The organism is Mixta tenebrionis (genome assembly GCF_006517625.1).
Lineage (GTDB): Bacteria > Pseudomonadota > Gammaproteobacteria > Enterobacterales > Enterobacteriaceae > Mixta > Mixta tenebrionis.
This window is the reverse complement of the sequence record NZ_VHQI01000011.1, coordinates 131,635-142,586: the sequence shown is the minus strand read 5'-3', so window position 1 is coordinate 142,586 and position 10,952 is coordinate 131,635. Positions and strand designations below refer to the sequence as shown.

General features: G+C 55.2%; 14 protein-coding genes. All 14 read right to left on the bottom strand.

Annotated features, from left to right (window positions below):
- The coding region (locus FKM52_RS17085; protein ID WP_141177359.1) for a PFL_4695 family integrating conjugative element protein at window positions 1-351 on the bottom strand (351 nt) is incomplete at its 3' end.
- The gene (locus tag FKM52_RS17080; RefSeq protein ID WP_377090339.1) at window positions 351-1,001 is read right to left on the bottom strand and encodes a transglycosylase SLT domain-containing protein; all 651 of its coding nucleotides are present in this window, start codon (window positions 999-1,001) and stop codon (window positions 351-353) included. The genes FKM52_RS17085 and FKM52_RS17080, both read right to left, overlap by 1 nt.
- Before the next feature lie 8 nt (window positions 1,002-1,009).
- Entirely contained in the window at window positions 1,010-1,714 is a 705-nt protein-coding gene (locus tag FKM52_RS17075) for a TIGR03759 family integrating conjugative element protein (protein WP_141177357.1), read from the bottom strand.
- 6 nt (window positions 1,715-1,720) lie between these two features.
- On the bottom strand, window positions 1,721-2,434 hold the full coding sequence (locus tag FKM52_RS17070) for a hypothetical protein (protein ID WP_141177356.1): 714 nt from the start codon (window positions 2,432-2,434) through the stop codon (window positions 1,721-1,723).
- Entirely contained in the window at window positions 2,431-3,027 is a 597-nt protein-coding gene (gene pilL2 / locus FKM52_RS17065; RefSeq protein ID WP_141177355.1) for a PFGI-1 class ICE element type IV pilus protein PilL2, read from the bottom strand. Before pilL2 ends, FKM52_RS17070 begins: the two co-directional genes overlap by 4 nt.
- A 139-nt stretch (window positions 3,028-3,166) precedes the next feature.
- Window positions 3,167-3,598 (bottom strand): DUF29 domain-containing protein, encoded by a 432-nt coding sequence (locus FKM52_RS17060; protein WP_141177354.1) that lies wholly within the window; start codon window positions 3,596-3,598, stop codon window positions 3,167-3,169.
- A gap of 99 nt (window positions 3,599-3,697) precedes the next feature.
- Window positions 3,698-4,258 (bottom strand): single-stranded DNA-binding protein, encoded by a 561-nt coding sequence (locus tag FKM52_RS17055; protein WP_141177353.1) that lies wholly within the window; start codon window positions 4,256-4,258, stop codon window positions 3,698-3,700.
- Window positions 4,259-4,268: 10 nt separating this feature from the next.
- Window positions 4,269-4,478: a hypothetical protein gene (locus tag FKM52_RS17050; RefSeq protein ID WP_141177352.1), complete on the bottom strand. Its 210-nt coding sequence runs from the start codon at window positions 4,476-4,478 to the stop codon at window positions 4,269-4,271.
- A gap of 75 nt (window positions 4,479-4,553) precedes the next feature.
- On the bottom strand, window positions 4,554-5,012 hold the full coding sequence (locus FKM52_RS17045) for an STY4534 family ICE replication protein (protein ID WP_141177351.1): 459 nt from the start codon (window positions 5,010-5,012) through the stop codon (window positions 4,554-4,556).
- A 718-nt stretch (window positions 5,013-5,730) separates the two neighbouring features.
- On the bottom strand, window positions 5,731-7,770 hold the full coding sequence (locus FKM52_RS17040; RefSeq protein WP_141177350.1) for a DNA topoisomerase III: 2,040 nt from the start codon (window positions 7,768-7,770) through the stop codon (window positions 5,731-5,733).
- A gap of 8 nt (window positions 7,771-7,778) precedes the next feature.
- Window positions 7,779-8,480 carry a PFL_4669 family integrating conjugative element protein gene (locus FKM52_RS17035; RefSeq protein WP_141177349.1) on the bottom strand — a complete coding sequence of 234 codons (702 nt, stop codon included), beginning with the start codon at window positions 8,478-8,480 and terminating at the stop codon, window positions 7,779-7,781.
- Window positions 8,481-8,774: 294 nt separating this feature from the next.
- Window positions 8,775-9,998, bottom strand: a complete 1,224-nt coding sequence (locus FKM52_RS17030) for an STY4528 family pathogenicity island replication protein (protein WP_141177348.1) — start codon at window positions 9,996-9,998, stop codon at window positions 8,775-8,777.
- Window positions 9,999-10,122: 124 nt separating this feature from the next.
- Window positions 10,123-10,371 (bottom strand): ParE family toxin-like protein, encoded by a 249-nt coding sequence (locus FKM52_RS22025; RefSeq protein WP_141177347.1) that lies wholly within the window; start codon window positions 10,369-10,371, stop codon window positions 10,123-10,125.
- A complete protein-coding gene (locus tag FKM52_RS17020; RefSeq protein WP_141177346.1) occupies window positions 10,368-10,946 on the bottom strand; it encodes a DUF2857 domain-containing protein in 579 nt (192 codons plus the stop codon). Before FKM52_RS17020 ends, FKM52_RS22025 begins: the two co-directional genes overlap by 4 nt.
- Window positions 10,947-10,952 lie beyond the last annotated feature (6 nt).

The following is a 10,952-nucleotide window of genomic DNA, read 5'->3' as shown; positions in this document are numbered from 1 at the left end:
AATCAGACCTGCCGCATGCCGGGCAATTAGCGCCTGCGCATTCTCCGCCAGCCAGTACCGCGACTGTGCGTCATCACCGATAAGGAAAAGCGCACCAATGCCCGGCAACTGCAGCGGACGATCCTCCACCGCCCCCGGCGTCATCTCCGGCGTGCTGATCGGAAACATCGCTGCCATCGCAGAAACTAGCGGTTGTGTGGTTGCCGGCGACGCCTCCGGCAGGCCGGGTTGTTTATTAATGCCATCAAAATAAGGCGTGGCATCCTCCCCGCCGAGGTCAGCGAGGACGTTCAGTCCGGCATGGCCCGTCAGGGGCAGAAAAAGACACATCATTAAAAACCGTTTTTTCATCAGGGTTCACTCCCGGGCTCAGTCCAGATAAAACCAGGTTCAGGGGCAATGGCTGCCACTGTCTGAGGTAATAAAGAAGGCGGCAACAAAGGGGGCTGGCGGGTCGTGCCGCTGAGACGGACAAGATGACGTTTCACGATAGTTTTGTATCGTGCTGCAGCCTGCCCACCCGCCGGATGGTGATAACAACCGGCCGCATCCAGCCAGCTACCCGGCTTACGCTCCTGGCACTCGCGCAGAATGGTGGCTGCGGCATTGAGATTGGTGTACGGGTCAAACGCCTCCCAGGTGGACGCAAACAGATGCCCGTTCCAGCCCAGGTTTACCTGAGCCAGACCGACATCAATACGTTTCAGGGGGTAACGCTTTATGAACACCTGCAGCGCCCGCCAGGCCTCCAGTCGGCTGGCGTAGCGGTATCCCTTACCCGCCACGTTAATCGTCCACGGCCAGGGACGGCTCACCACCGGCAGATTTGTCTGCTGCCTGACTACCGCAGCAATCGATCGTGGCGCCATAGCGGTTTCCGTCAACGAGACAGCATAGAGCGCTTCCGGCGGTATCCCGTGCGCAACGGCCACCCGGATATACCCTTCCGGTACAGCCTCACCCGCAGCAGATGCACTGCCGTTTCCCGACAAGACCAGCATCAGGGCGATCAGAACGCGGCGATATGCCATCCTTTTTCCCCCTGTTGCAGCAATACCGGCATTTTGCCATCACCAAAGCGCAACCAGCGCCCACCGTCATGATTCAGCGTAACCTGCCGGGAACGGACTTTTTCCGCCGGGATACGGTGAGCGCGAGCCCACTGGCGTAACTTATCGTCACTCCCCTCGCTGTCGACCAGGTAAATATCAACCGGACGATTGTCACTGAGCACCGCAGACAGCCGCGCATCGCAGGTCGGACAGTCCTTCGACTTAACGAACAACGCCAGACGCCCCCCGGCATCCCGGGCAACACCGGCAGCATTCCCCAGATTCACCGGCAGTCTGTCCGGATAAAGCCGTTGCCAGGCGGCATTGATTTCCCACTGGAAATCCAGTTCTTTTTGCGTACGGACAAACTCCTCTTTAACCCATTTTTCCGCATACTGACGGCGCTCTGCCGGCGTGCGGGCCTCAATCCCCAGCGCCGACAGCGGATCCAGACCCGGGGACTGAATCCCCCTGGGGCCATTCATCAGTTGCTGATACCGTTGGTAATCCTCCGGGCTTAGCCCCCATTCGCCGGCTTTCTGCTGCAGGGATTGCGTCTGGCTCTGTGTGGTTTGCGAGTTTTCAACGACGGAGGTATCTGTGGCCGCCTGAGCCTGCGAACTCAGCATGACCAGCGCCAGAAAGGTCAGTTTCAGTTTCATGATGGTTTACTCCACCTTAAGGGCAGTCAGGCGCCCGTTGACACGGAAAGTCGCTTCGCTGTAACCGGCACGCACCAGCGTCCAGCCGGAGACGGTTTCCCCTTCCCCGATAAGCGCTATCTGCGACAGGCTGTGGTAACCGCGGGGGGCCACCGCCGCCCACGACTCCGCGCCTCGTCTTTCCACGCCGGTCAGCACAAACGGCGCATGACGTACAGTTGAACGGGGTTTAACGGGTAACTGTTTTTTGATCTCTGTCGGTGTTTTTCCCGGAGCCGGAGTCACAGCCGCCGGTACCGCTTTCAGGGCATTCAGTTGTTCAGCAAGCGCACTCAGCCGGGTCTCCATCTCCTGCTGCACCTGTTGCAGCCGTGCGGCAGAGGCCTGCAGAGCGGTCAGTTCCTGCGAAGGCCTGGTCCGGGCTTCAGTGTCTTTCTGCAGTGTGGCCACACGCTGCTGGTTATCGGCCAACCCGGCCTGCAGCGTTGAGACCTCCGACTGAAGGGTGGATAACATCGTGCTGGTTGTGCCGGTATTGTCCTGCGCTTCCAGACGTGAAAGGCGCATATCCAGATCAGTCACGCCGCTGACGAGTACATACAACACAAAACCGGCCGCCGCCATCATCAGGCAAAGACAGGTGCCAACAGCAGACCACCATGAACGCAGACGCCTCTTTTTCCCGACGTGTAAAGACTCAGTGATGTTCCTGTCGCTCATTTTTTCAGAAACCCTCCCTTAGCCGGGACGGGTGCCTGCCAGGGAGTCCGGACAGGCGGTAACTGGCTGGCCGGTAACTGATATCCGTCGCGCAGGCTGTGGCAGACCACGCGCTGAACATCATCAACCTCCAGCTGCCAGGCCGGGCCCGCCATCACCTGCAGGGCGGTGCGCAGGCGCATGGGCCCCAACTGATACTGCACGGCCGGCAGTGGCTGGTGGTACAGAACACCGTTTGCCGGTCCCGTAGCACAGAGAGAGTAACCGGATTGCTTCAGCGCGTAGCGCAGGGCATCCGCCACGGTCGGATGCAGGGATGACGGAATACGGATATCAATAACCTGGGACAGCGGATCGCGCTGGGCAACCATCGGAGCCGTGCTGACCAGCAGATAACGGTCATAACGCACCACCTCCGGCGTCCGGGCATATTCATCAGGCGCGACGGGCTGAACATTGCGGGTGACAGTCACGGAAGGCGTGAGCACCGCTGCATCACGCTGCTGTAGTTTCTGAGGTGGAGAGGAGCAGCCGGCCAGTAAAAGCAGCGGCAGAACAGCGGTAAGGGTCTTACAGCGGGAATGAAGTTTCATGTGGGATTTCCATTACAGTGATTAACAGGCCTCACTGTGCGAAATCCCCCCGCATTCACTCAATTAACAACTGATTTTCCATAAATGAAAAAAAACGCCGACCGGAAGGTCAGCGTTAAGGGTTGTGTATAACGGTAAATCAGTCAGGCCAGAATTCCGGATCCATCACCTGTTCAAATGTCCAGGGGCACGTTGCCGGAAAAACTGAACGCCGGATATTGGTTTCACGTTCAGCCGAAATAATGGCCAGACGCCAGGCGCTTTCTGTAAGTCCCGGGAGACGATTTCTGAGGCTGGGGTTTTCCGCTAGTAATTCAGCAACCTGCAAACGCTGCTCCTCAATAGTCAGTTTCCAGCTCCGGCTCTGGCGCTCGGACTGATACTGCCACTTGAGCAGGTGCATGAACAACACCCTGAGGCGGGATTCCAGTTCACGACGTTCGCTTCTTCCCATCGCTTCAATTTCCTCCAGCAGATGCTGTGTGTCCAGCTCTGACAACTGACCGGAACGCAACAAATCGGCCTGCTCCTGAGTCCAGCCGTAGAAATCATTATCGTAAAGAGTTCCCATAGGAGCCTCCGGTTAGTAAAAGAAGTTATGGCATACTGTTACTACAGAGCATACCATAAACAAAACAGGGGCGTAAAAAGCAGCCCCGGGCGTTAAATATCAGAGCGCATATATGGCAGATTTACCCGTTCCATAGCCCCGCCCGACAAAGGGGATATCATCACCGAAGGGCTCACCCGCAGCATTACCTGCCGATGGCTGCGCGGTTTTAGCGGGTTGCGATTTAGCTGGCTGTCCACTGTATGCCGGCGCAGAGGGCTGCTGAGGCTCGCCCCATCCCCCGGTTTGTGATCGGGAGGATGTCTGCGAACGGCTACCCAGCATCTGCATGACGCCATTCACGGAAACCACCACCTCGGTGGTGTAACGATCCTGGCCATCCTGCCCCTGCCATTTACGGGTACGCAGCTGACCCTCGATATATACCTGAGAGCCCTTACGCAGATATTCCCCGGCGATTTCAGCAAGCTTTCCGAATATCACCACCCGGTGCCATTCAGTCACTTCTTTCATTTCACCGGACTGCTTATCGCGCCACTGCTCCGATGTTGCCAGTGATAATGTCGTTACCGCTCCGCCATTATTGGGCATATACCGAACTTCGGGGTCCTGACCGAGATTTCCAACCAGGATAACTTTGTTAATGCCACGTGAAGCCATGTTTTTCTCCTTATGTCCAGGGCTGGCAGCGCTGTGTCCAGCCACCGCATTCAAGCGCTTTCTCTGCCAGTTCAAAGGTATCGAAATATTCTTCCGATTCTCTGGAAACAGGACCCTGATGATTCATCGTGCCAATGTAATAGCCGGCATTGTTTTTCAACACCTGCAGGGATAAGTGAAAGCCAGCGGCTGCAGCCAGAACGCCTTGAGAATTGTTCATGATTTGTTTCCTGTAAAAGAAAACAGGCCTCCCTGACGGAGAAGGCCTGTTCAGGGAGGTGAAGGTAAAAATGGTTCAGAAAGAGTTTTCAGCGTATTCGTGCTGAGCAGCACCAGTCTGGGGCGGCACGGAGTCCGATTCAGCTTTGAAAACCATATCCTGGCCTATCTTGATCCAGTCCACTTTGATTAAGCGGGCTTTCAGGCTGACACGCTGTTCGCCGGCATGCTCGCCTTTGTTCAGCGTAAAGATGTCGGTGGATGGATTACTCAGATTGAATCCCAGCAAAACCTTCTTGTCCTCATCAACGGCCTTATGGCAGCGGGCAATCAGGCTGGTTGCCTCTTTACCGGCAACCACGACATCGAAACGGACATACGACGGGTTATCAGTCGGGCCACTCAGTGCATTAATGACGCAACTGAGAAACGAGCCGTTCTGATGGTTAACCTGTCGGATATTACTGAGATACCCCAGGCCTTTAATGGTCAGATTGAAGTATTCAGTTTTGGCAGTAGTGTTGTTAGCAGACATGATGTTTTCTCCATGGAGGTAAAAGAGGTACGACGGAGAAAACATCAGCCCTGACGGGGGTTGTTTTCCCGTCGGGGAGTCAGAATCAGCTGTATTCTGACAGTCTGGTAAGTTGAGNGAATCAGCTGTATTCTGACAGTCTGGTAAGTTGAGTGAAATGACCTTCATCGCCGCGTCATAGCGCGCCTAAACTAAACTGGCGATATCTGCTTTCAAAGGTGAGCAGGTTTCCCCACAGAATTCTCTGTGCTCTCCCTTCTCAGGGTACGGGAGAGTTTATGTAGCCACCCGAAGGCGTTCCTCACAGACTACAGGAACATTAGTGGTCGTAAAAACGACAGTTCAGCCATGCCATAATTAAACCGCCGTTAAAAAATGTCAACCCAGAACCGATAAAGATAATCGCAATTAACTGTATTTATAGGTAAACCTGCTTCAGGGGGAGCGTATAACAAAAAGGCGCTGTTACCAGCGCCCTGGGGTCAGTACGTAACCCGTGGTCATTATTCTGTTCTCCGGGGAGTATCCATATTCTCCCTGGCGCGGTTTTCACGGAGGTTTCGCGTCTTACAGTCCGGTAGTGTGCAGGTACCGACTGTCGGGCCGGCCAGCGATAAACCCCGTTATAAGTTTACCGGCAGCCCCTCGGCCAGCGGGGTACTCATTGCATCAAAGCCCGGCAACCATAGCAGAACTGGCTCACAATGTGTAGATGGAATCAGTTGCCGGTCGCCGGTGATTTTGCTGATTTTGCTGTAGCGCCTTTTCTCTTACGGGCACCGGCTTTTTTACTTTTCCCGCCGATAATGCCGTTACAGTCCGGATAGCGAATGCATCCCCAGAAATCCCCGTTTTTCCCTTTCCGTTTACGGGTCGGTCCCTTGCAGACCGGGCAGGGCGGCGTGACCGGCGCCGTGATTTTTATTCCCTGACTGCGTCCCTTTTCAATCAGGTGGCGGGTCCACTGCTGTTGCTTCTGCATGAAGACGTCCAGCGACATTTTTCCCTGCGCGATATCGTCCAGCGCCTGCTCCCACAGGGCGGTCATCCCCGGGCTGGTCAGGGTGTCGGGCAATGCGGCAATAAGCTCCCGGGCCAGCTGTGTCGAACGGATATATTTTCCCTTCTTCTCCAGGTAGTTACGTTTAAACAGCGTCTCCAGTACGCCGGCACGGGTCGCTTCCGTACCCAGCCCTGCGTTATCACGCAGCACCTTTTTCAGCTTTGGATCGCTGACCTGGCTGGCCGCGTTCTTCATGGCCGCAATTAATGTACCCTCGGTAAACGGTTTCGGCGGCGCGGTGACTTTATCATCCACCACGGCTCCACTGACCGTACAGCTGTCGCCATTACTCAGTGGTGGCAGTAATGACTGCTCCTCTTCACCTTCAGCGCCGTCTTCCGGTTTTTCTGCCTGGAACAGACTTTTCCAGCCGGTGACCACATTCACTTTTCCGCGGGTTCTGAACAGCTGTCCGCCAATATTGAATGAGGCATCGGTAACATCAGACTCCTGCAACGGCAGGAACTGAGCCAGATAATGCAAACGAATCAGCTGATAGACCTTCAGCTCATCATCACTCAGGCGTGAAATATCAAACGCCTGCCGGGTGGGAATGATGGCATGGTGCGCCGTAATTTTTTTATCATTCCAGACCCGCGAGACAAATTCCCGGTCCAGTTGTGCCAGCACTGGCGCTATCGACGGATCTGATTTAGCAACGGCAGACAATACCTCAGGAATTTCCTGCTGCATGGATGTTGGCAGGTAACCACAATCGGTGCGCGGATAGGTCGTCGCCTTGTGCGTCTCGTACAGCGACTGGGCGATTGAGAGTACCTGCTGGGCACCCAGCCCAAATTTCCGGGAACAGATCTGCTGCAGCGTTCCGAGATCGAAACACAGCGGTGCAGGCATTTTCTCCCGTTTCTGACTGACCTCCAGTACAGCGGCGCTTTTATGCTGCTGACACAGCTGTGCAACCGCCTGTGCAGCCTGTTTATTAATGCAACGCTTTTCATCGTCACAGTACTGAGTAACAGGAACCCAGGTTGCATGGAAACGAATCCCATCCTTCTCAAGTACGGCCTGCACCTGCCACCAGGGAACCGGAACAAAACGGGCAATCTCGTTATCGCGGTTCACCACCATGGCAAGCGTGGGCGTCTGTACCCGTCCGACAGACAATACTTCTGAGATACCGGCATCACGGGCCTTCAGCGTATACAGGCGCGTCAGGTTCATACCAATCAGCCAGTCGGCCTGGCTTCGGCCCTTGCCGGCATCGTACAGTCTGGCGGTTTTTTCTCCGGGCAGAATATTGGCCAGCGCTTCCCTTACGCTGGCTTCATCCAGTGCCGACAGCCACAGGCGGCGTACAGGACCATGGTACTGGCAGTATTCCAGCAGCTCCCGGGCGATGACTTCCCCCTCCCTGTCAGCGTCGGTAGCAATCACCACCTCACTGGCCTGCTTCAGCAGTTTACTGATAACCGTAAACTGGTCCCGGGTCTGGGATTTTACTACCATCTTCCAGCGCTCCGGCTGGACGGGCAGCACGTCTGCCCGCCAGGGTTTACCAAATTGCTCCCCGTACGATTCCGGATCGGCCTGCTCCAGCAGATGCCCAATGGCCCAGGTCACAACGGTATTGCCATCCCCAATAAATCCCTGTCCACGCCGGCTGACGCCCAACACCCTGGCAATATCCTTTGCCTGTGAGGGCTTTTCACACAGATAAAGTTGATAAAGTTGCATAGTCTGCCTCAGCGTTTTTCCAGCGGCGGAGAAAACGACGAACGTATTTTACCGGAGAAAATATCGGGATCGGGTTCGCCCAGTAGCTGCACCGCCTCTCGCCCCCGTTCGGTCAGGTTCAGGATATCATTCCGGTTAACCGCAACGGTGCGGTAATGCTGAACGGCGCCATAAACCTTACGGATGGCGTGACCACCATTATTAAGCCAGGTATCACGCTGAGTGCGGGAGATAAGACCGTAATGGAATGCCTGGAAGGCTTTCATCGCCAGCTGATCATAGCCGACCAGCAACCAGACGCAGCGGTATCCGAGGGGAGAACGGCTGTAGACCTGAATATTCAGGGGCTGGCTGGATTCCACATCCGAGAGCGTTACGCCTTTGGGGATATCAGACAGGGTACTGTCGAGAACAGAAACATACCCCTGAATTTTGTCGGACGCGGCTTTAATCGCCTCTTCCATTTTTACCAGCACCGCATCGGCATAGGGATTATCCGCAGCAGCATCGCGAAACGCGATCCCTGCCCGGGAGATAACCTGCGGCATACTGATAATCTCATGGCGGCTGTTGTCGTCATCGCGCCTGCGCCCTTCCCAGAGCCGAATTGCATACCAGGTATGCAACAACATGGAAAGTGATGACTGCAACGCCCCGGGTTTTGGTACCGGTGCAGTTTTCTTTTCAACGCTGTTTTTCTCGTCAGCCATTCAGGCCCCCCTTTTCCTTTCAAGTGAATAATGATGGACGCACTTCCGCTTGAAATAGTCCCGGACAGGGTATGACGGGACAATCAGAAACCAGATCCCGACAGAATAAAATTTCAGGAGGGATATCACTGCAGGCACTGCCAACGCTGCTCACATTTTAACCGCTGTTGCCACTGGCAGCGCTGTCTATTTTTTAATCACCGTTGGCACTACCAACACTGTTCACTTTTTAATCACTGTTGGCACTGCCAACACTGTTCACTTTTTAATCACTGTTGGCACTGCCAACACTGTTCACTTTTTAATCACAGTCTTAAGTCTGGCCCGGAGCTGGCTCACATACTGACGGGCCTGCTGCTCTGTCACTGGTTGCCCCGCAGGTTGACAAGCTGGCACAAATGGTCGCTGCTCCGGGCGTGGCTGCGGTTTATCCTCTGCGACGGCTGTTCCAGGATTTAGATTCAGCTGTCCCTCCCGGGCTTTTTTCATCATCGCCAGCAGCCAGCCGGTAGGGTTTGCCACCTGTCGGCGGTCCAGCATGATTTTCAGGCTGGACAAAATCTGCCGGGATTGCTCTTCAGGCAACGCCTGCAGCTGGCCGTTCAGCATCATCCGATCCTCAGCGGAAACGATGCTGTTCAGAATATCCGGGAGCAAATTGCCATCGGCAACGTACGTATTTTTTTTCACACTCTGTGTGATACTACGTACGTAATGGTTCGGTTTCCGAACTTTGTGGTAACCTGCTGATTTTACTGGCAGTTCGGAATCCGAACTCTGTGCATCCTGTCTCTGTTTTTTACTGAGTTCGGCTTCCGAATCCGGTGATTTTTGCCCGTTTTTTATTTGCCGGAGACAGGGTTCGGTTTCCGGACTCTGTTCCCTGACTGCCTGCCGGGCTGCCATCTGCCGCCCGTCCTGTGGGCTGCCCAGACGAGTTTCCAGCAGGGAGAGATGGCTGCGGTAATGACGCATGGTGGGATCGGACTTGATCTCCTCAAGAATTTCCCTGGCGGTCTGGCTAATTGTTTTGTTTTTGCTCCGGCAGGCATCGACGACCGTATCCAGAAAACGTGGATCGAAGGTCTCCGCATCACGGAACGTTAACGGCTCATCATGCTGAGCGTAGATATTGCCCCGCACACGGCCATATTCGTCGCGTACCCGTTTACAAAGGCTGAGCCAGCCGGTTATTCGCAGCATCAGCAACACCCGGCTGACCGTCTCCCGGGAAGCTTTCCCCTTTCCCGGGGACGCCAGCTGCAGCTGCAGCTCATCATAAGTGGGGAACACGGCCCCCTCATTATTCTGCGCGTACAGGCGGATCATCATCCAGCCCAGCTTGTCGAGCGGGGACAGTCGGGTATCCAGAAGCAACCGACGCGGGATGGCATCATGGACGTTCCCGGTATACAGAAGACCACTGCGTATCCGGCCATCCTCATGCAGAGGTTTCGTGGCCAGGCGGGCATTCATTTTCTCCAGCGTATGTGCAATCAGACTGTCAGCCGGCATCATGGTTATATATATCCTTCTGTGGTCATTCGCAGCCATTCCGTTCACAACATTCAGAATAAGTACGCTTATTACTGCACCCGACTGACAGGTGCAGGATAAAAGTACTGTTCAGTTTTCCCCCGTCCTATTTACGTATTTCGCGGTTATAGCGCTCATGGCTCAGTAACAGCCAGGTCCGGCCATTATTTCGGCTGAGCAGACGCCAGAACGGACCGATATCAATTTTGAAATATCCGCATCCTCTGTCCTCCAGCCGTTTGTAGTTATGGGTACCGCAGCGGAAAAGTTGAATCTGTCGCCGTGCCTTCTTACAGTACCGGACTGGTATACCGGGAAGGGCCCGCAAACCGGGCCCGATCGTGATCAACTTCATGCACCTGCCCTTACCGGGGATTTCTCCCGCCCCCGGGGACTTTTGTGCCAGCCTTTTACGGCATTCCAGACCGACGTCAGCGAGACGTTCAGTTGCTCGGCAGCCAGCATCATGACATCCAGTCCGTCCGGACTTTCAGCATCTTCGACGCCACTCTTCTGCCAGATACGCCAGATTTCCGCATTTTCCTCATCACTGAGCGTACAGCCCCGTCCGGGCCTGACAGTGATGCCCGCGATACGGCGCCGGGCGGCGATATCCGTGCTCGCCAGCCCGAAGAAGGTCTGCATCAGCTCAATGGAGCCGCCCAGGGCCAGCGCCCGATCGATTCGCTGCAGACGCTTCTGTTCCTGCCGGGCCCGCTGCAGCATGCTGACCAGATTGCTGTGGTTAATACTGACGTTAACCACCGACACCTCGCTGTTGGACAGGTAATGCAACTCCTCCAGGGAAAGCCCCATCAGCATCTGCATTTCCTCGCGGGCCAGCCCCAGAGATTCACAGCGACGGAGGTATCCCGATTTCAGGTCCAGCACCAACTGCATCAGCAATCCGTTAGTGTTAGTATTTTTCATGAGGAA

Coding starts and splice junctions, on each gene's coding strand:
- FKM52_RS17030 (WP_141177348.1), bottom strand. CDS start 9,998: ATGATGCCGGCTGACAGTCTGATTGCACATACGCTGGAGAAAATGAAT.
- pilL2 (WP_141177355.1), bottom strand. CDS start 3,027: ATGAAACTTCATTCCCGCTGTAAGACCCTTACCGCTGTTCTGCCGCTG.
- FKM52_RS17045 (WP_141177351.1), bottom strand. CDS start 5,012: ATGTCTGCTAACAACACTACTGCCAAAACTGAATACTTCAATCTGACC.
- FKM52_RS17080 (WP_377090339.1), bottom strand. CDS start 1,001: ATGCTGGTCTTGTCGGGAAACGGCAGTGCATCTGCTGCGGGTGAGGCT.
- FKM52_RS17075 (WP_141177357.1), bottom strand. CDS start 1,714: ATGAAACTGAAACTGACCTTTCTGGCGCTGGTCATGCTGAGTTCGCAG.
- FKM52_RS17040 (WP_141177350.1), bottom strand. CDS start 7,770: ATGCAACTTTATCAACTTTATCTGTGTGAAAAGCCCTCACAGGCAAAG.
- FKM52_RS17035 (WP_141177349.1), bottom strand. CDS start 8,480: ATGGCTGACGAGAAAAACAGCGTTGAAAAGAAAACTGCACCGGTACCA.
- FKM52_RS17060 (WP_141177354.1), bottom strand. CDS start 3,598: ATGGGAACTCTTTACGATAATGATTTCTACGGCTGGACTCAGGAGCAG.
- FKM52_RS17070 (WP_141177356.1), bottom strand. CDS start 2,434: ATGAGCGACAGGAACATCACTGAGTCTTTACACGTCGGGAAAAAGAGG.
- FKM52_RS17050 (WP_141177352.1), bottom strand. CDS start 4,478: ATGAACAATTCTCAAGGCGTTCTGGCTGCAGCCGCTGGCTTTCACTTA.
- FKM52_RS17055 (WP_141177353.1), bottom strand. CDS start 4,258: ATGGCTTCACGTGGCATTAACAAAGTTATCCTGGTTGGAAATCTCGGT.
- FKM52_RS17020 (WP_141177346.1), bottom strand. CDS start 10,946: ATGAAAAATACTAACACTAACGGATTGCTGATGCAGTTGGTGCTGGAC.
- FKM52_RS22025 (WP_141177347.1), bottom strand. CDS start 10,371: ATGAAGTTGATCACGATCGGGCCCGGTTTGCGGGCCCTTCCCGGTATA.